23 protein-coding genes are annotated in these 18,053 nt (G+C 61.4%); 7 read left to right on the plus strand and 16 right to left on the minus strand.

All coding sequences use genetic code 11. From position 1 onward, the window contains the following. Positions 1-79 precede the first annotated feature (79 nt). Complete coding sequence (gene mtgA, locus M1E04_RS01095; protein ID WP_456292245.1) at positions 80-790, minus strand: monofunctional biosynthetic peptidoglycan transglycosylase; 711 nt, start codon at positions 788-790, stop codon at positions 80-82. Between the two features lie 75 nt (positions 791-865). Between mtgA and M1E04_RS01100 the strand changes: the two genes are divergently transcribed. The 5 genes from M1E04_RS01100 to M1E04_RS01120 all read left to right on the plus strand — a co-directional run bounded on the left by M1E04_RS01100 (position 866) and on the right by M1E04_RS01120 (position 3,863). Further along, entirely contained in the window at positions 866-1,249 is a 384-nt protein-coding gene (locus M1E04_RS01100; protein ID WP_456292246.1) for a DUF423 domain-containing protein, read from the plus strand. 136 nt (positions 1,250-1,385) lie between these two features. Next, a complete protein-coding gene (gene thiS, locus M1E04_RS01105) occupies positions 1,386-1,586 on the plus strand; it encodes a sulfur carrier protein ThiS (RefSeq protein ID WP_065991131.1) in 201 nt (66 codons plus the stop codon). A 66-nt stretch (positions 1,587-1,652) separates the two neighbouring features. Further along, positions 1,653-2,447 (plus strand): thiazole synthase, encoded by a 795-nt coding sequence (locus tag M1E04_RS01110; protein ID WP_065991132.1) that lies wholly within the window; start codon positions 1,653-1,655, stop codon positions 2,445-2,447. Positions 2,448-2,502: 55 nt separating this feature from the next. Continuing rightward, the gene (trmB, locus tag M1E04_RS01115; protein ID WP_192135608.1) at positions 2,503-3,216 is read left to right on the plus strand and encodes a tRNA (guanosine(46)-N7)-methyltransferase TrmB; all 714 of its coding nucleotides are present in this window, start codon (positions 2,503-2,505) and stop codon (positions 3,214-3,216) included. A 206-nt stretch (positions 3,217-3,422) separates the two neighbouring features. Continuing rightward, on the plus strand, positions 3,423-3,863 hold the full coding sequence (locus tag M1E04_RS01120; RefSeq protein WP_065991133.1) for a hypothetical protein: 441 nt from the start codon (positions 3,423-3,425) through the stop codon (positions 3,861-3,863). A gap of 90 nt (positions 3,864-3,953) precedes the next feature. Here the strand turns inward: M1E04_RS01120 and M1E04_RS01125 are convergent, their stop codons facing one another. The 8 genes from M1E04_RS01125 to M1E04_RS01160 form a co-directional block, all read right to left on the minus strand. Next, positions 3,954-4,277, minus strand: coding sequence for a DUF3392 domain-containing protein (locus tag M1E04_RS01125; RefSeq protein WP_065991135.1), 324 nt, complete (start codon positions 4,275-4,277; stop codon positions 3,954-3,956). 22 nt (positions 4,278-4,299) lie between these two features. After that, positions 4,300-5,514 carry a radical SAM family heme chaperone HemW gene (hemW, locus tag M1E04_RS01130; protein ID WP_192135536.1) on the minus strand — a complete coding sequence of 405 codons (1,215 nt, stop codon included), beginning with the start codon at positions 5,512-5,514 and terminating at the stop codon, positions 4,300-4,302. Then, positions 5,511-6,119: an RdgB/HAM1 family non-canonical purine NTP pyrophosphatase gene (gene rdgB / locus M1E04_RS01135; protein WP_456293135.1), complete on the minus strand. Its 609-nt coding sequence runs from the start codon at positions 6,117-6,119 to the stop codon at positions 5,511-5,513. The genes hemW and rdgB overlap by 4 nt, the downstream gene beginning before the upstream one ends. A 123-nt stretch (positions 6,120-6,242) precedes the next feature. After that, positions 6,243-6,863, minus strand: coding sequence for a methionine biosynthesis protein MetW (gene metW / locus M1E04_RS01140; RefSeq protein WP_065991140.1), 621 nt, complete (start codon positions 6,861-6,863; stop codon positions 6,243-6,245). 7 nt (positions 6,864-6,870) lie between these two features. Next, positions 6,871-8,010: a homoserine O-succinyltransferase MetX gene (metX, locus tag M1E04_RS01145; RefSeq protein ID WP_122624410.1), complete on the minus strand. Its 1,140-nt coding sequence runs from the start codon at positions 8,008-8,010 to the stop codon at positions 6,871-6,873. Positions 8,011-8,247: 237 nt separating this feature from the next. Beyond that, positions 8,248-8,838, minus strand: a complete 591-nt coding sequence (locus tag M1E04_RS01150; protein ID WP_065991147.1) for a YggT family protein — start codon at positions 8,836-8,838, stop codon at positions 8,248-8,250. Between the two features lie 10 nt (positions 8,839-8,848). After that, positions 8,849-9,667 (minus strand): pyrroline-5-carboxylate reductase, encoded by an 819-nt coding sequence (gene proC / locus M1E04_RS01155; RefSeq protein ID WP_456292247.1) that lies wholly within the window; start codon positions 9,665-9,667, stop codon positions 8,849-8,851. A 24-nt stretch (positions 9,668-9,691) separates the two neighbouring features. After that, entirely contained in the window at positions 9,692-10,378 is a 687-nt protein-coding gene (locus M1E04_RS01160) for a YggS family pyridoxal phosphate-dependent enzyme (RefSeq protein WP_456292248.1), read from the minus strand. Positions 10,379-10,432: 54 nt separating this feature from the next. Between M1E04_RS01160 and M1E04_RS01165 the strand changes: the two genes are divergently transcribed. Continuing rightward, on the plus strand, positions 10,433-11,467 hold the full coding sequence (locus M1E04_RS01165; RefSeq protein WP_065991152.1) for a type IV pilus twitching motility protein PilT: 1,035 nt from the start codon (positions 10,433-10,435) through the stop codon (positions 11,465-11,467). 74 nt (positions 11,468-11,541) lie between these two features. On the opposite strand, the gene M1E04_RS01170 is transcribed toward M1E04_RS01165, so the two are convergent. Continuing rightward, positions 11,542-12,273 (minus strand): C40 family peptidase, encoded by a 732-nt coding sequence (locus tag M1E04_RS01170; RefSeq protein ID WP_065991154.1) that lies wholly within the window; start codon positions 12,271-12,273, stop codon positions 11,542-11,544. A 250-nt stretch (positions 12,274-12,523) separates the two neighbouring features. On the opposite strand from M1E04_RS01170, the gene M1E04_RS01175 reads away from it, so the two are divergent. Next, positions 12,524-12,940, plus strand: a complete 417-nt coding sequence (locus M1E04_RS01175) for an NINE protein (RefSeq protein WP_065991157.1) — start codon at positions 12,524-12,526, stop codon at positions 12,938-12,940. Between the two features lie 202 nt (positions 12,941-13,142). Here M1E04_RS01175 and M1E04_RS01180 read toward each other — a convergent pair whose 3' ends face one another. From M1E04_RS01180 to M1E04_RS01205, 6 genes are all read right to left on the minus strand, one after another. Beyond that, positions 13,143-14,414 (minus strand): dihydroorotase, encoded by a 1,272-nt coding sequence (locus tag M1E04_RS01180; RefSeq protein WP_369319946.1) that lies wholly within the window; start codon positions 14,412-14,414, stop codon positions 13,143-13,145. After that, positions 14,411-15,415 (minus strand): aspartate carbamoyltransferase catalytic subunit, encoded by a 1,005-nt coding sequence (locus M1E04_RS01185; protein ID WP_456292249.1) that lies wholly within the window; start codon positions 15,413-15,415, stop codon positions 14,411-14,413. Before M1E04_RS01185 ends, M1E04_RS01180 begins: the two co-directional genes overlap by 4 nt. Before the next feature lie 12 nt (positions 15,416-15,427). Next, positions 15,428-15,949 (minus strand): bifunctional pyr operon transcriptional regulator/uracil phosphoribosyltransferase PyrR, encoded by a 522-nt coding sequence (gene pyrR, locus M1E04_RS01190; protein WP_065991161.1) that lies wholly within the window; start codon positions 15,947-15,949, stop codon positions 15,428-15,430. Positions 15,950-16,025: 76 nt separating this feature from the next. Then, positions 16,026-16,466, minus strand: a complete 441-nt coding sequence (ruvX, locus tag M1E04_RS01195; protein WP_296313136.1) for a Holliday junction resolvase RuvX — start codon at positions 16,464-16,466, stop codon at positions 16,026-16,028. Further along, positions 16,466-17,035 (minus strand): YqgE/AlgH family protein, encoded by a 570-nt coding sequence (locus tag M1E04_RS01200; protein WP_192135526.1) that lies wholly within the window; start codon positions 17,033-17,035, stop codon positions 16,466-16,468. The genes ruvX and M1E04_RS01200 overlap by 1 nt, the downstream gene beginning before the upstream one ends. 107 nt (positions 17,036-17,142) lie before the next feature. Further along, a complete protein-coding gene (locus M1E04_RS01205) occupies positions 17,143-18,045 on the minus strand; it encodes an energy transducer TonB (RefSeq protein ID WP_296313134.1) in 903 nt (300 codons plus the stop codon). Positions 18,046-18,053: the final 8 nt, after the last annotated feature.

Below are 18,053 nucleotides of genomic sequence, written 5' to 3' on the forward strand. Positions count from 1 at the left end.
CCATTAGGATTGCGGCGTGACGCGTAACGCTTTCCCGGCTAAAGCCTGTCCTACGAAAGCTATAAAGCCAGACTTGGGCTTACCACTTGCGACTGTGATTCAACCCCATCAAATACTCATCCCCACCCAACTGACGCATCTGCTGGCGGATCCAGCCTGCGCGGCGTGAGACGTAGCTGGTGGGGTGGCTGGCGCTCCACTCCCGCGGGTTGGGCAGGACGGCGGCCAGATAACTCGCCTGTTGCGTGGAAAGCTGGCTGGCATTCACATGAAAGTGATGCTGCGCAGCGGCCTGGGCGCCGAAGACGCCGTCGTCCCATTCCACGCTGTTCAGGTACACCTCAAGAATGCGCTGCTTGGACCAGAACACCTCGATCAGCGCGGTGAACCAGGCTTCAAGGCCTTTGCGAAAGTAGCTGCGGCCCGACCACAGGAACAGGTTCTTCGACACCTGCTGGCTCAGCGTACTGGCCCCGCGCAGCGAACCACCGCGTTCGTTATGAACCAGTGCCGCCTGAATGGCGTCGATATCGAAACCCCAGTGCTCGGCGAACTTCTGGTCCTCGCCAGCGATGACGGCGATTTTCAGATCATCGGAAATGTTGTCCCATGACTCCCAGTCGCGCTGCAGATCAATGGGCTGACCGTCGAACCAGGATTCGATCTTGCGTTCGACCATCAACGCGGTAAACGGAGGAGGGACCCAACGGAAAATCAGTACCAGCACGACACTTGCCGCTGCGAACCAGAGCAGGCCTTTGGCGACACGACGGAGGAGTAATTGCAGCATAGAGATGGCTTGGCCGAACCGGTTGAGCGGGCCATTATACAGACCACGCGTCATCGAACCTGCCTGGAGTTGTACATGTTACGAACCTTTCTGATGTTGGCCTCCTTCTTCGGATTCACTGGCGTCGCCCTTGGTGCGTTCGCTGCCCACGGCCTGAGAAACCGTCTGACGCCCGAGTACCTGGCGGTCTTTCATACCGGAGTGCTCTACCAACTGATTCATGCGCTGGCGATTTTCGGCGTGGCGCTGTTGGCGATGCAGATCCAGGGCCGGCTCGTCACCTACGCAGGCATCTCTTTCACACTGGGCATCATCCTGTTTTCCGGCAGTCTCTACCTGATGACGCTGACCGGCGCGACCAAGCTGGGCATCATCACCCCCTTCGGCGGCCTGTTTTTCCTGATCGGCTGGGCGATTCTCGGTTGGACAGCCTGGCGCCTGGGCCTCGACACGCTCTGATCCCGAATGCGTGCGCTCATGTCGAGCGCGCAGCAACCCTCGGCCACGCCTGAGACGAATGGCGTGGCTTTGCCTTGGTCATACCGCCCGATCGGGCTAGAATGCTCGCCCCCTAAAATGATGGCTGCCCCCTCGCATGCGCATTCAGTTGAACGGTGAATCCTTTGAGCTGCCCGACGGCGAGACCGTTTCGGCATTGCTGACACGTCTGGATCTGACCGGGCGCCGAGTCGCCGTCGAGCTCAATCTGGACATCGTCCCGCGCAGCCAGCATGCCGCCACGACGCTGTCCGAGGGCGATCAGGTCGAAGTGGTACACGCCATCGGTGGCGGCTAGCCTTCGACGTGCTGTCGGCCTGATCCGCAAGCACTGCAAGAACCTCAACCGTAAAGAGGATTTCAGATGAGCAACGTTCGCAGCGACAAGCCGTTTACCGTGGCCGGTCGTACTTTTCAGTCGCGCCTGCTGGTCGGCACTGGCAAGTACACGGACATGGAACAGACCCGACTGGCCATCGAAGCCTCGGGCGCCGAGATCGTGACCGTTGCCGTGCGCCGGACCAACCTGGGGCAGAACCCGGGCGAACCGAACCTGCTCGACGTGCTGCCGCCGGATCGCTACACCATCCTGCCGAACACCGCCGGTTGCTACGACGCCATTGAGGCCGTGCGCACTTGCCGCCTGGCCCGCGAGCTGCTCGATGGCCACAATCTGGTCAAGCTGGAAGTCCTCGCTGACCAGAAAACCCTGTTCCCTAATGTCATCGAAACCCTCAAGGCAGCCGAAACGCTGGTGAAGGACGGCTTCGACGTCATGGTCTACACCAGCGATGACCCGATCATTGCCCGCCAGCTCGCCGAAATCGGTTGCTGCGCGGTGATGCCCCTCGCGGGCCTTATCGGTACTGGCCTGGGGATCTGCAACCCGTACAACCTGCAGATCATCCTCGAAGAATCGAAAGTCCCGGTGCTGGTAGATGCGGGTGTCGGCACTGCTTCCGACGCTACTATTGCCATGGAGCTGGGTTGCGAAGCGGTGCTGATGAACTCGGCCATCGCTCACGCGCAGCACCCGGTGCTGATGGCCGAAGCCATGAAGCACGCCATTCTGGCGGGACGCATGGCTTACCTGGCCGGTCGTATGCCCAAGAAACTCTATGCCAGCGCGTCCTCGCCGCTGGATGGTCTGATCAAGTAAGAGCCTGTTGATGATTGATTCGCAAACGCCCGACCCACTTCCGGACGATGAAGTGATGAATGACGAAAATGCCAAAGCGCCAGGCGATGACGGCCATCACCGCCGCATCAAGAGCTTCGTGATGCGCGCCGGTCGCATGACCGAAGGTCAGCAACGTGGCCTGGATCAGGGTAAGGAGTTGTTCGTGCTGCCGCTGGCGGACGCCCCCGTTGATTTCGACGAAGTGTTTGGTCGTTCGGCCCCGCGCACTCTCGAAATCGGTTTCGGCATGGGGCACTCGCTGCTGGAAATGGCCGCCGCCGCGCCAGAGCAGGATTTCATCGGCGTGGAAGTGCACCGTCCGGGGGTTGGCGCTTTACTCAACGGCGTGCTGACCCAAGGTCTCACCAACCTGCGCGTTTACGATTGCGATGCGATCGAAGTGCTCAACCGTTGTGTGGCCGACAACAGCCTGGACCGGCTGATGCTGTTTTTCCCGGACCCGTGGCACAAGTCGCGCCATCACAAGCGCCGTATCGTTCAAGCCGAATTTGCCGAACTGGTGCGTAGCAAGTTGAAGCCGGGCGGCGTGCTGCACATGGCGACCGACTGGGAACCGTATGCCGAATACATGCTGGAAGTCATGAATGTGGCCCCGGGTTACCGCAACTTGGCCGAGGACGGCAAATGCGTTGCGCGCCCTGCGGAACGTCCGATCACCAAGTTCGAGCGCCGTGGCGAACGGCTCGGTCACGGGGTCTGGGATCTGAAGTTCGAGAAGCTGGCCTGATCACTTCTTGACCAGGAGCGGCCCAAAAGCGGCCGCTTTTGAGTTTTTACAGCACATTTCAGCCGATAATTGCCTTGTACGACGAACCCTTCGATTTCTTCCTAAGAAGGCTACAGGGTCTTCGGAATCGTCCGACATCCATTTTCAGTTCTGATCTTCATAGTCCCCGCCGTTGCATATATCCATATCGATGACGAGGAATAAAGATGAACAAGTTTTGGCAAATGGCTGCGATCGCCACGCTGATTGCGACCACCAGCGGCTGTGTCAGCTACAACGTCAGCCAGCCAAGCGCTTCGCTGTCCGGCGACGTGAAGACTGATCTGAAGGCTGACGTCAAAGTCGGTGAAGCCATCAGCGGCGAGTCATCCACCAATGTTCTGTTCGGCTGGTTGAACATCGGCGGCGACACGCAGTTTGCGGACGGCGTGACCTACGGCGGCGCGAGCGGCGGTGGCATGGGCCTTCCTCTGCCGGACCCGATCTCCTCCACCAAAGCAGCCGCAGCGTTCAAGGCGGTCAAATCGTCCGGTTCCGACCTGATCGTCGCGCCGCGTTACGAAGTCACCGTCAACGATTACTTCATCTTCAAGCAAGTGAACGTAAAAGTGACCGGCAACAAAGGCAGCATCCAAAGCATTCGCTGATGGATTGATCGCACTCGGCAACAGCGGAGTGTGATTTCTTGAGCGCCCTTCCCGCCATCGCGGGCAAGGGCGCTTTTGCATTCCGGTCGGTTATTTCCGATCCGCCACCACCCCGATCAACACCAGCACCACCACCAACACCGGCGCCAGGCTGTAGTTGTTGAACTGGCTCAGGCCTCGCACGACCCACGGCGTGGCATAAATCAGCGCAGCGCCGCTGCCAACGGTGCAGAGCAGCGCCATGATCGGAATGCGCAACGCGCCGGCAAAGCTGCCGAGGCGGCCTTCGATCCAGCCCTTGATGTCGGTCCCGAACAGAATCAGCAGGCAGCCGACCAACGCCAAGGCGATTTCCGACAAATTGCTGCGACTCCAGCGCGAGACGGTGGCCAGCAAGTCGAGTACGAATTCCATTCAGTGTCCTTAATGTTGAGCCTTACAGAAGAAAGTGCTGCAGCAAGTCGTTGAGGAATAACTGGCCGCGAGCGGTCGCCACCAGCCGTGCCGGATCAGTCTCCAGCAAGCCGCGTTGTTCGGCCTCAAGACGGGCGCTGGCGAGCGAATCGACGCTTAGACCGGTGCGGCGCTGAAATAATGCAGCGTCCACGCCCTTTGTCAGGCGCAGGGCGTTCATCAGGAATTCAAAGGGCATCTCATCCAGTGGCAGCCGCTTTTCGCCAGCCTGATAAGCCTTGGCCGGGTTGAGGTAATCCTTGGGCAGTCGGGTTTTCCAGGTGCGGATGATGCGCCCGTCCGGATGGCTGAGCTTGCCATGGGCGCCCGCGCCGATCCCGAGAAAGTCCCCGAAGCTCCAGTAATTTAGGTTATGCCGTGCTTCGCGTCCCGGCTGGGCGTAGGCCGACACTTCGTATTGGCCATAGCCGTTTTCCCGAAGCAGCGTCTGACCGGCCTCTTGAATATCCCAAAGGATGTCATCTTCCGGCAGCGTGGGCGGCTGATTCCAGAACACCGTGTTCGGCTCAAGGGTCAGCTGATACCAGGACAGGTGGGTCGGGGCGAGGGCGATCGCCTGACGCAGGTCGCCGAGGGCGTCTTCCTGGGACTGGTCCGGCAGACCGTGCATAAGGTCCAGGTTGAAATTATCAAAACCCGCCCGACGCGCCATGTCGGCAGCGCGCACGGCCTCATCGCCGTTATGGATACGCCCCAGCGCTTTGAGCTTGGCCTCCTGAAAACTCTGGATGCCGATGGACAGACGATTGATGCCTAGACCGCGATAGGCGCTGAATTTCACCTGCTCGAAGGTGCCGGGGTTGGCTTCCAGCGTGATCTCGATGTCTGGGGCGAAGCGAATGCGTTGTTCAACGCCGCTCAGCAGGCGGCCCAGCGCATCGGCGCTGAACAGGCTGGGCGTGCCGCCACCGAAAAAGATCGTGCTCAGCTCGCGGCCGTAGACGTGGGGCAGGTCCTGGTCGAGATCGGCCAGCAGCGCGTCGACGTATTCCTGCTCCGGCAACACCGGGCTCGCCGTGTGGGAGTTGAAATCGCAGTACGGGCATTTGCGTACGCACCACGGGATATGGATGTAAAGCGACAGCGGCGGCAGCTCGGCAAGGGGCGCCCGCGACGGCTCTGTCGTGAAGCCGGCCGCGCCGAGAATCAGCGGCCGGGTGGTGGAATCCTGAGTCATTGCTGATCAGGGCTCAGCCCCAGACGCTGACGCAGGATGGCCATGGCGCGGGCGCGGTGGCTGATCTGGTTCTTGTCGGCCGGGGTGAGTTCGGCGCTTGAGCAGTTGCGCTCCGGCACCCAGAACAATGGGTCATAACCAAAGCCGTGCTCGCCGCTGGCGGCGGTGAGGATGCGGCCGTGCCACAGGCCTTCGCAGAGGATCGGCAGCGGGTCGTCGGCGTGGCGCACCAGGGCCAGAACGCAGACGAACTGGGCGCTGCGTTGTTCAGCGGGGACGTCGTTGAGGGCGTCCAGCAATTTGGCGTTGTTCGCCGCATCGCCCTGGCCGTCGGCGTACCGCGCGGAATAGATGCCCGGCGCACCGCCCAGATAATCCACCGCGAGCCCCGAATCATCGGCCAGCGCCGGCAGTCCGGAAATACGTGCGGCATTGCGCGCCTTGAGGATGGCGTTCTCGACGAACGACAGCCCGGTTTCGTCGGGCTCCACGGTGCTGAACTCGCCGATCGAGCGCAGCTGAACGCTGGCGCCGAGCATGGCCTGAAGTTCTTTGAGTTTGCCGGCGTTATGGCTGGCCAGTACAAGCTGGGTGAGATTCATGATGAGTCCGTGAAAATCGGCTGCGTGAAAATCTGCTGATTGAAGCTGAGTCAGTGTGTGGCTGTTGCCCGCTTTTACCTGAGTGCTGGCGCTGGCCGACAGGGCTTTAACGCCCTGCAGCGCAGGTCACACGGCAATCTGATGGTCCTGCAAGCCTGGGCTGCTGACGCGGTAGATGCCGATTTCACCCAACAGATTAGGCCAACGCTTGCTGGCCCAGCCGTGCCGATGCTGTTGATCGACCGCGAGCCGATCAATGACCTTCGCCGAGCGACCCCGGCACAGCTCTTCGAAATCTTCGAAGGTGCAGAAGTGGATGTTCGGGGTGTTGTACCACGTGTACGGCAGGAATTCGGAAACCGGCATCCGCCCTTTGCTCGCCAGGTACCAGCGGCAGCGCCAGTGCCCAAAGTTGGGGAAGGTGATGATGCACTGGCGGCCGACGCGCAGCATTTCGTCGAGGATGCGATCCGGGTAGTGCACGGCCTGAAGCGCCTGGGTCATGACCACCACATCGAAACTGTTGCTGGCGAAGTTGCCCAGCCCCTTGTCCAGATCCTGTTCGATGACATTAACGCCTCGCGCCACGCAACGCGCGATGTTGTCGGCGTCGTTTTCCAGGCCATAGCCCGTCACTTGCTTGTGCTCCTGCAGCCAGGCGAGCAATTCGCCGTCGCCGCAGCCGAGGTCGAGCACACGGCTGCCTGCCGGTATCCAGTCTTGGATGATTTCCAGGTCGGCTCTCATGGTGTCCTCAGAGTGCAATTCGGTTCATGTAGCTGGAGAAGGCCTGCAAGTAGCGCGGGATCGGGATCAGGAAGGCGTCGTGTCCCTGGGGCGCATCGATCTCCAGATAACAGACATCCTTTTTCGCCGCCATCAGCGCGTCGACCAGTTCCCGCGAGCGGGCCGGGGAGAAGCGCCAGTCAGTGGTGAACGACATCACGCAGAACCTGGCGCTGGCATTGGCGAAAGTGGCGGCGAGGTTGTCGTTGAAGTTGGCGGCCGGATCAAAGTAGTCCAGCGCCTTGGTCATCAGCAGATAGGTGTTGGCGTCGAAGCGCCCGGAAAACTCCTCGCCCTGGTACCGCAGGTAGCTTTCGACCTGGAATTCCACGCTGTGGAAGTCGTAGTTGAGGTTTTCGTTCTTCAGGCCCCGGCCGAATTTCTCACCCATTGAATCATCGGACAGGTACGTGATGTGCCCGACCATGCGCGCCAGCATCAGGCCGCGTTTGGGGATCACGCCGTGCTCCTGAAACGAGCCGCCGTGGAATTCCGGGTCCGTCAGGATCGCTTGCCGCGCGACTTCGTTGAACGCGATGTTCTGCGCCGACAGCTTGGGCGCGGAAGCAATCGCCAGGCAATGACGCACGCGCTCGGGGTAGGTGATCGTCCATTGCAGCGCCTGCATGCCGCCCAGACTGCCGCCGACGATGGCCGCCCATTGATCGACGCCCAGCCGGTCGGCCAGACGCGCCTGGCTATGCACCCAGTCTTCGACCGTCAACACCGGGAAGTCGGCACCAAAAGGTCTGCCGGTTTCCGGGTTGAGGCTGCTGGGGCCGGTGGAGCCGTTGCAGCCGCCGAGGTTGTTCAGGCTGACGACGAAGAACTTATCGGTGTCGATGGGCTTGCCGGGCCCGATGCAGCTGTCCCACCAGCCCGGCTTGCGATCTTCGGCGCTGTGATAGCCCGCCGCGTGGTGATGACCCGAAAGCGCGTGGCAAATCAGCACCGCGTTGCTCTTGGCGGCGTTGAGCTGACCGTAGGTTTCGTAGATGAGATCGTAGGCTGGCAACGAACGCCCGCAGGCCAAGGCCAGCGGCTCATTGAAATGCGCCGTTTGCGGCGTGACTAGACCGACAGAATCTTTGGGAAAGACCGTGGACATCGACCTGCTCTCGCTGAAATGAGGCGTAAGTCTAAAGATCGCGCCGGGGTGCGGCAACAAACTAAATGGCTGAATGCGCGGAGGGTGACGCTTTGGATTTTTGCCCGCGCGACATTCATGAGGCGGGGAAAAGGGCGACGGCTGCTGGTGCCGTCGCCCCAAGATCAAAAGCTTCCCGGCTGAAGCCGGTCCTACGGTCAGAGTTACCGCATTCCCATTTGCTGCATGCGGCGGCTGTCAGATCAAACGCCACAGCTCTTGCGGCATGCCGGCATAGGCCGCCAGCGCAGGCATGACGTAGGACTGCAGCACCTGAATCGCGATAAAGGCGAAGATCGGCGAGATGTCCATGCCGCCCAGGTTGGGGATGATGCGGCGGAACGGCGCCAGAATCGGCTCGCTGATCTGATAGGCCAGCTCGGCCGCCGGGTTGTGGCTGCCCGGAGCAATCCACGACACGATGACCATGATGATCATCGCCACCCAGAAGATCTTCAGCAGCAGCGACGTGATGCCGATGATCGACCACATCAACAGGTGCGGGATATCGCCGATGGTGCCGTAGGTCATCATCAGCACGAAGGCCATCAACAGCGCCTGAATGACGATCGCCAGCAGCAGCGAGGACGTGTCGAGCCCGAAAACGCTCGGCACGATGCGCCGGATAGGCTTGAGCAACGGCTGGGTCGCACGAACAGCGAACTGGCATAGCGGGTTATAGAAGTTGGCTTTGACCAGCTGCAGCACGAAGCGCAGCAGAACGATGGTCAGGTACAGGCTGATGAGCGTCTGGATGACGAAAATCGTAGCGCCGGTGAGTGCATTCATGTGTTGCTCCTTATTTGCCCAGCTGTTCGGCGAGTTCGGCGGAGCGATGTGCGGCAGCGCCCAGCGCCTTCTCCACAATTGCTTCGAAGCCATCGGCCTGGAACGATTTGATGGCCGCTTCGGTGGTGCCCGCAGGCGATGTCACTCGGCGACGCAGCTCTGCCGCATCGACGTCGCTGCCGGTGGCCATCAGTGCGGCGCCCAGCGCGGTTTGCAGGGTGAGCTTGCTGGCAACGTCAGCCGGCAGCCCGAGCGTGACGCCTGCGGCGGTCATCGCCTCGATCAGCAGGAAGAAATACGCCGGGCCGCTGCCTGATACCGCAGTCACCGCGTCGATCTGTGCTTCTTCATCGACCCACAGGGCAATCCCGACCGCCGACAGTAACGTCTCGGCCTGCTCGCGCTGTGCCTGAGTGACATCGGCAGTGGCGTACAGGCCGCTGACACCCTGGCGCAGCAGTGCGGGCGTGTTTGGCATGCAGCGTACGAGGGGTTGCTCGCCCAGCCAGGCTCGCATGCTGGCGCAGGTAATCCCGGCGGCGATCGACACGATCAGTTGATGAGGCTTGAGCGCGGGTTTCAGCGCTTCGCACACGGACTTCATCATTTGCGGCTTGACCGCCAGCAGCACCACATCGGCGCCTTCGATGGCTTCGGCGTTGTCGGCGACCACCTTGATGCCGTGTTCTTTTGCCACGCACTCGCGGGTTTCTGCGCCAGGATCGCTGGCACGAATCAGCTCAGCGTCGACGCCCTGGGCGCGCATGCCGCCAATCAGGCTGGCGGCCATGTTGCCGGCGCCGATGAACGCGATACGGGTTTTGCTCATGAACGGTTTCCTGTGGGGCAAAGGTTAAGGCTGCCCATAATCGCGGGCGCCGAAGAGGGCAGTGCCGATCCGCACCCAGGTCGCACCTTGTGCGATGGCGGCTTCGAGGTCGTGGCTCATGCCCATGGAAAGCGTGTCCAGCGGCAGGCCAAGTTGTGCCTGCAGCGTGCTGACGGCGGTGAACGAAGCGTTCTGTTCGTCGCGGTCGTCGGTAGGTTCGGGAATGGCCATGAGGCCGCGCAGTTTCAGGTTCGGCAGCGCGCTGATGGCCTGGGCCAGTGCGGGCAGGTCTTCAGGGCTGCAGCCTGACTTGCTGGCCTCGCCGCTGACGTTGACCTGAATGCAGATGTTCAGCGGCGGCAGTGCTGGCGGCCGCTGCTCGGACAGCCGTTGTGCGATTTTCAGACGGTCCACGGAATGCACCCAGGCAAAATTCTCGGCGATGGCGCGAGTCTTGTTGGACTGGATGGGGCCGATGAAATGCCAGATCAAGGGCAGGTCGGTCAATTCGGCCTGCTTGCCGAGGGCTTCCTGAAGGTAGTTCTCGCCGAAATCGCGGAGGCCGGCGTCGTAGGCTTCCCGCAGGTCGCTCGCCGGTTTGGTCTTGCTCACCGCCAACAGGCCGACAGAGGCCGGGTCGCGCTGCACCGCTTGCGCCGCGCTACGAATTCGCTCGGCGAGCGTTGAAATGTTCTCTGCTATCGTGGACATTGATTTGCGCCAGCAGGGCTAAAGTCTGCGGCATTCTATGTGATGAGGAGCTGTATGGATATTACCGAGCTGCTGGCCTTCAGTGCCAAGCAAGGCGCGTCGGACTTGCATCTCTCTGCCGGCCTGCCACCGATGATTCGCGTCGATGGCGATGTGCGGCGGATCAACCTGCCCGCATTGGACCAGAAAGAGGTCCAGGCGCTGATCTACGACATCATGAACGACAGGCAGCGCAAGGACTTCGAGGAGGATCTGGAGACAGACTTTTCCTTCGAAGTGCCGGGCGTGGCGCGCTTCCGGGTCAACGCGTTCAACCAGAATCGCGGCGCTGGCGCGGTGTTCCGGACCATTCCGTCGAAGGTCCTGAGCATGGAAGAGCTGGGCATGGGCGAAGTGTTTCGCAAGATTACCGACGTGCCCCGCGGCCTGGTGCTGGTGACCGGTCCGACCGGCTCGGGCAAGTCGACCACCCTTGCGGCGATGGTCGATTACCTGAACAGCAACAAACATCACCACATCCTCACCATCGAAGACCCGATCGAGTTCGTTCACGAGTCCAAGAAAAGCCTGATCAACCAGCGCGAGGTCCATCGCGACACCCACGGTTTCGCCGAAGCGCTGCGTTCGGCCCTGCGTGAAGACCCTGACGTGATTCTGGTGGGCGAGCTGCGCGACCTGGAGACCATTCGACTGGCGCTGACGGCAGCCGAAACCGGCCACCTTGTGTTCGGCACGCTGCACACCACGTCCGCTGCCAAGAGCATCGACCGTATCGTCGATGTGTTTCCGGCGCAGGAGAAGTCGATGATCCGCTCGATGCTCTCCGAGTCGCTCCACGCCATCGTGTCTCAGGCGCTGTTGAAGAAGGTCGGCGGAGGCCGTGTCGCGGCCCACGAGATCATGATCGGCACGTCGGCGATCCGTAACCTGATCCGCGAGGACAAGGTGGCGCAGATGTATTCGTCGATTCAGACCGGGGGATCGCTGGGGATGCAGACGCTGGATATGTGCCTGAAGGATCTGATCAGCAAGGGGCTGATCACGCGGGAGAGTGCGCGGGAGAAGGCGAAGACGCCGGACAATTTTTGATCGGGAGGGCAAACGACGGTGGGGAGCGAATGACTCCGCTCCCCACCGTGTTGTTTGTCAGGCGGCGTGTGCGATCAACGCTGGGCGATGCGCACAGTGCCTTTCTGACTCGGCGGCTGCTTTGGCAGCACACGCTTGGCGACGACGTAATGGCTGTCCCAATACGGCTTCTTCAGCGTATCGATCGTCACGGATTTGCCGCGGCGTGGCGCGTGAACGAACCGGTCGTTGCCGAGGTAGATCGCCACGTGATTCACCTTGCGGCTCTTGATGTTGAAAAACAGCAAGTCGCCCGGCTTCAAGTCCTTGCGGTCAACCTTCTGCCCGTGGCCTTCGGCCATGGCGTTGGAGGTGCGCGGCAAATCGACTTCGCTCACGTCGTTGAAGGCATATTTCACCAGTCCGCTGCAGTCGAACCCTTTTGTCGGGCTGGTGCCGCCCCAACGATAAGGTGTACCGATGGCGTTAACGGCCCGGTTGACCACGGTGCTGCTCTGTTTGGTACCCATCTGCGCCGTGTTGGCCAGGGCGACAGTGTTCTGCGAAATCTTGCGAGTGCTGCGGGATGGTTTCCCCTTAACAGCTTTGGCTCGCTTGCCGGAGGACTCGAGTGGAGTAGCCGTCTGTTCCAATGCAGCCATTGCAGCGCGTTGAGCGGCAATGTTGCGTGAAACGGATTCCGGCGACTCGGACCTGGCGGTGAAACCGGTGAAGCTCGGTGGAAGGGTTTGCTCACGATTGGTGGCGTGGGCGGCCAGTGGCATAAATAGACAAATAGTCAGCCATGTCTTGAAAAATGGACGCATTAGGCAGGGCTCATGTTGGTCAGCGCGCAACTTTATAACAGCTTTTGGCGAAATTCTGAGCCCCCTTGTCGAACAATTTACTGCCCTTGGAGTCAGTTTTGGCGGCAAAATCGTCATCTTGCTGTGCTGATCACCTTGCAGAACAAGGGTTTGCACGATTGAAAAGAGGTTCAAGCCATACGTCGGACGGCGTCACGAAAGTCACAAAACTTACGCATATTTTTTTCTATTGCAGAAGGCGAGGTCAACAATGAACACCTATCAAGCGGACGTTCAACGTCCTGATACCCACAGTAAGGTCATGGGCTATTTGCTCTGGATTGTGGGATTCACCGGTGCTCACCGGTTTTATTACGGCAAGCCGGTGACCGGTACGCTCTGGTTTTTCACGCTCGGTCTGTTTGGCATTGGCTGGCTGATTGACCTGTTCCTGATTCCGGCGATGGATCGGGAAGCGGACCTGCGATTCAACGCGGGGTCGACCGATTACAGCCTCGCCTGGATTTTGCTGACCTTTCTGGGCGTGTTCGGTGTGCACCGGATGTATCAGGGCAAATGGATCACCGGGATCATTTACCTGTTCACGGGAGGTTTGGCGCTGCTGGGCGTGCTGTACGACTTCTGGACGCTGAATGACCAGATCTCGGTGAAGAACGCTCGTAGATAGCAGGAGCGCTGCGAAATACGGCTCACTCCTGCAGGGTCATACTGGTGACGCCGGAATTGTGGGAGTGAGCTTGCTCACGAAGGGTTCGGTGCATTCAGCCACTTTCTCTGGGGCTGAAAGTAAGCCTTCGCGAGCAAGCTTGCTCCCACATAAACAGTGCCTGCCGCGCAACTGCGCGGACGCTGGACAAAGCGGGTGAATCTCACCCGTTATAGCTGACCCGCCCATCCACAAACGTGTACTTCACCGCACTCGGCAGGCAATGGCCGAGGAACGGGCAGTTCTCGCCTTTCGACAGCCACTTTTCGCCCGCCACCGTCGACGCGGCGGGGTCGAACAGCACCAGATCCGCAGGCGAGCCGGCGATCAGCGTTCCGGCGGGCAGGCGCAGTGCAGCGGCAGGGCCTGAGCTGAGGCGGGCCAGCAGCGTCTGCAGGTCCAGCAGACCGTCTTCAACCAGCGTCATCGCCAGTGGGAGCAACAACTCCACGCTGCTGATGCCCGGCTCGGTCGCGCCAAACGGAGCCAGCTTGGCGTCACGCTCATGGGGCTGGTGATGACTGGAGATCGCCTGCACCACGCCCGACTTCACCGCTTCACGCAATGCGTCGCGGTCGGCACGTGTGCGCAGCGGCGGCTGGACGTGATACAGGCTCGAAAAGCCGGTCAGCGCCTCGTCGGTCAGGATCAACTGATACAGCGCCACGTCCGCCGTCACCGGCAGGCCTCGCGCCTGGGCCTGGGCAATCAACGCCACACCGCGCGCACTGGTCAGCTGCGTGAAATGCGCACGCACACCGCTTTGCTCGACCAGCAACAGGTCCCGCGCCAAGGCCACCGTTTCAGCCGTTTCCGGAATGCCCGGCAGGCCGAGAAACGCCGCCGTCGGGCCGTCGTGGGCCAGACCGCCTTCAGCGAGATCGTGGTCCTGGGAGTTGAAAATCACCGTCAGATCGAACGTCGCCGCGTATTCGAGGGCACGGCAGAGCGTGCGATTGCTGCGGAAATTGACCATGCCGTTGGTGAACGCCACGCAGCCCGCGTCGCGCAGGGCGATCAGCTCGGCCAGTTGCTCGCCTTCCAGGCCCTTGCTCAAGGCGCCGATCGGGAACACCTTGCTGTGGCCGGCTTCGCGGGCGCGGTCGAGGATCAGCTCGGCGACCGCGGAGGTGTCGAGCACCGGTTTGGTACGCGGCGGACAGCACAGGCTGGTGACGCCGCCTGCTGCTGCGGCGCGGGTTTCGCTGGCGATGTTGCCTTTGCGGCTGTAACCCGGCTCGCGCAACGACACGTTCAGGTCAACCAGCCCGGGGGCGGCGATCAGGCCGGCGGCGTCGATGGTTTCCGTAGGGCTGAAGCCGGCAGGGGCCGCGCCGAGGGCGAGAACTTTGCCCGCTTCAAGATGGATGTCGGTGACTTGATCCAGACCGCTGACAGGGTCGATGACGCGAGCGCCGAGGATGCTGAACTTCACTGGGCGATCTCCTGCTCGAACTGACGTTGTGCGGTTTGGCCACTCATGGCCATGGACAGAACGGCCATGCGCACCGCAATGCCGTAAGTCACCTGATTGAGAATGACCGAATGCGCTCCGTCGGCCACCGCTGATTCGATTTCCACGCCACGGTTGATCGGGCCCGGGTGCATCACGATGGCATCGGGCTTGGCGCCGGCCAGACGCGCGGTGGTAAGGCCGAACAACCGATAGAACTCACCCTCGCTCGGCAGCAGGCCGCCCGACATGCGCTCGCGCTGCAGGCGCAGCATGATCACCACGTCGACGTCCTTCAGGCCTTCGGTCAGGTTGGTGTAGACCTTCACGCCGTATTGCTCGACGCCCACCGGCAGCAGGGTTTTCGGCGCGACCACGCGGATGTCCGGGCAGCCCAGCGCTTTGAGCGCGATCATGTTCGAGCGCGCGACACGGGAATGCAGGATATCGCCGACGATCGCCACCGAGAGGTTCTCGAAATTGCCCTTGTGGCGGCGGATGGTCAGCATGTCCAGCATGCCTTGGGTCGGGTGTGCATGACGGCCGTCGCCGCCGTTGATGATCGCGACCTGCGGGCTGACATGTTCGGCGATGAAGTGCGCCGCGCCGGAGTCACCGTGGCGCACGACGAACATGTCGGCGGCCATGGCCTCCAGATTGCGCAGCGTATCGAACAGCGTCTCGCCCTTGCTGGTGGAGGAGGTCGACACATTCAACGTGATGACGTCCGCCGACAACCTTTGCGCCGCCAGCTCGAACGTGGTGCGGGTGCGGGTCGAGTTTTCGAAGAACACGTTGCACACGGTCTTGCCGCGCAGCAACGGGACTTTCTTCACCGCCCGGGCGCCGACTTCGAGGAAGGAGTCGGCGGTGTCGAGGATTTCGGTGAGCAGTTCGCGGGGCAAACCGTCGAGGGAGAGAAAATGCTGCAGCTGGCCCTGATGGTTCAGTTGCAGCGGGCGCTTGGCGTCGAGAGGCGTCATCGCAAAGGACTCTTAGAGGGCGGCGGAATCGGTGGAAAGGTCTTGCAGTTCAAGCGTCAGCGGCGTTGGCCCGGACAGCTTCACCCGCTCATTGGGCGCGAGTGACAGGGTCGCGCCCGTCACGTTCGGCCGAATCGGCAGGTCGGCGGCGTCCAGATCCAGCAGCGACACCAGGGTCACGCTGGCCGGGCGGCCGTAATCGAACAGTTCGTTGAGCGCCGCACGAATGGTGCGCCCGCTCATCAGCACGTCATCGATCAGCACCAAGTGCTGGCCTTCGATTTCGAACGGCAGCTCCGAAGGGCGCACCTGCGGGTGCAGGCCGTTCTGGCTGAAGTCGTCCCGATAAAAGGAGACGTCCAGCGTGCCCAGCGGGGACTCAATGTTGAGGGCTTCGAGGAGCGCCTGCGCGACCCACACGCCACCGGTGCGAATGCCAATGAAACGAGGCTCTTTTATGCCGCGTTTGTTCAGGTGCGCGTCGAGATCAATGGCCATCTGGCTGATCAGTTCGGCGGGATTTGGCAGGCTCATGGTTGCTCCTTCAGGTGCCCCGGCGTGCGCTGCACGAACGTCCGGGGTAAATCGAATTCGGTTCAGCGTAGATGGATCAGGTTTCAAACAGCGCGGCGTTGGCTTCCAGCCAGCTTTGCAGCAGAAGCGCTGCGGCGATGGCATCCACAGGATTGTCCCGGTAGCTGCCGTGCTGGCCGCCGCGAGAGGCACGTTCGCCTTTGGCTTCGAACGTGGTCAGACGCTCGTCGTGGGTGTAGACCGGCAAGTTGAAGCGGCCATTGAGCTTGCGCGAAAACTTCTCGGCGCGTGCGCTCATCTCGCTGGGCGTGCCGTCCATGTTCAGCGGCAGGCCGACGACGATGGCGTCCGGTTTCCACTCGCTGATCAGCGCCTGAACCTTGTCCCAGTCCGGCACGCCGTTCTGCGCTTTCAGTGTACAGAGCTCGCGAGCCTGTCCGGTGATCACTTGCCCGACGGCCACGCCGATCTGCTTGGTGCCGTAGTCGAATCCCAGCAGCAGGCGCAGTCCAGCCATCAGGCGTGACCCGCCTGGCTGGTCAGCAAGCTCAGGTTGACGCCCAGTTTGGCGGCGGCGGCGTTGAGTCGGTCTTCGCTTTCCACCTCGAACAGGATCGCCGGGTCGAACGCACAGTTCAGCCATGCATTGGCGGCAAACTCGGCGTCTAGCTGGCCTGCGTCCCAACCGGCATAACCGAGAGTGATCAGATTCTGATCAGGACCGTAGCCGTCTGCGATAGAGAAGAGGATGTCTTGGGAGGTCGAGAGCGAAATACCGCCCAGATCCACGGTCGCCTGGAACACCTGGCCGGAAGGGTGCAGGACAAAGCCGCGGTCGGTCTGCACCGGCCCGCCGAGGTGAATGGCTATGTCCTTGCACCGCGCAGGGGGCGGCAATTCGGGGCGCAGCTGTTCGAGGACGTCTGCCAGCGACAGGCTTTGCGGTCGGTTGATGATCAGACCCATGGCGCCATTGGCGTTGTGCTCGACGATGTAGGTCAAGGTCTGAGCGAAGTTCTCATCGTGCATGTGGGGCATGGCGATCAGAAACTGATGTTTGAGGTACGACGGAGAGACGTTTTTCATGAGCCCTAGTGTGGCGTTGCGGGGCTGTTGTGACAACTGGCAGAACCCACTCGCGGGCGGATAAATCGCGACGCAGGTCAGGTTTCATAGTGCGCGGCATTGGCTGATCAATTACTCGACAGCTTGTCCCCGCGCGCGAATTTCCAGGTGCGGATGATTTCAAGCCGGTCGATGTCGGCCAGATCGCCACTGAACGGCGCAAAGGGTGCGGCCAGCCGGACGATCTTCTGAGCCGCCTGATCCAGCAGTGGCTGGCCCGATGATTCGAGAATCAGCACTTCGTACAACGAGCCGTCGCGATTGATCGACACCATCATCCGCAGGCTGCCGTAGATCTGCTTGCGGCGCGCCTCATCCGGGTAGTTCAAGTTGCCGATGCGCTCGATCTTCTTGCGCCAGTCCTCTTTGTACCAGGCGCCCTTGTCGCGCATGGTCGAGGCCGCGCTCAGGCGGTGGATCTTCGGACGCTTGGCGTAGGCCTGCTGCTCATCCGCCAGTTCGGCTTCAAGGCTGGCGATTTCGCTGTTCAGCTGCGTGCTGTCGATGGTGGGCGCGACCTTCTTCTGTTCTTCCGGTTTGACCTCATCGCGCTTGGCGACGGTCTTTTGCGTGGACTGGGCTTTCGTGGCGACAGCTGTCTTCGGCGCGTCCTGCTTGATCACCGGTTTGGCGGCAGGCGGTGGCGTGACCTTGTTGATCTGATTGTCTTGATACGGGGCGATTTCGGTGGTCTTGGGCACCGCTTTCTTGTCGAGGGTGCCGCTGCCCTGCTGGTTTTCCTGGGCGAGGAAGTCAGCGTCCTTGGGCTTGGTGTCGCTTCTGAAGGGGGCGAGGGTAATCTCCAGCGTCTGGCTGATCTTTTCCGGTTTGACGTAGGTGAAACCGACGCCAAGGATCACCGCCAGATGCACCAGTGCGGCGATCATCAGGGTAAACCCGAGGCGATCGGCAGGGCGCACGCCAGTGCGGGTCAGGGACAGGGGGAGATCATCGTCGACCGCAGCGTTCATCCACGCTC

Source organism: Pseudomonas sp. AK106 (genome assembly GCF_053903055.1).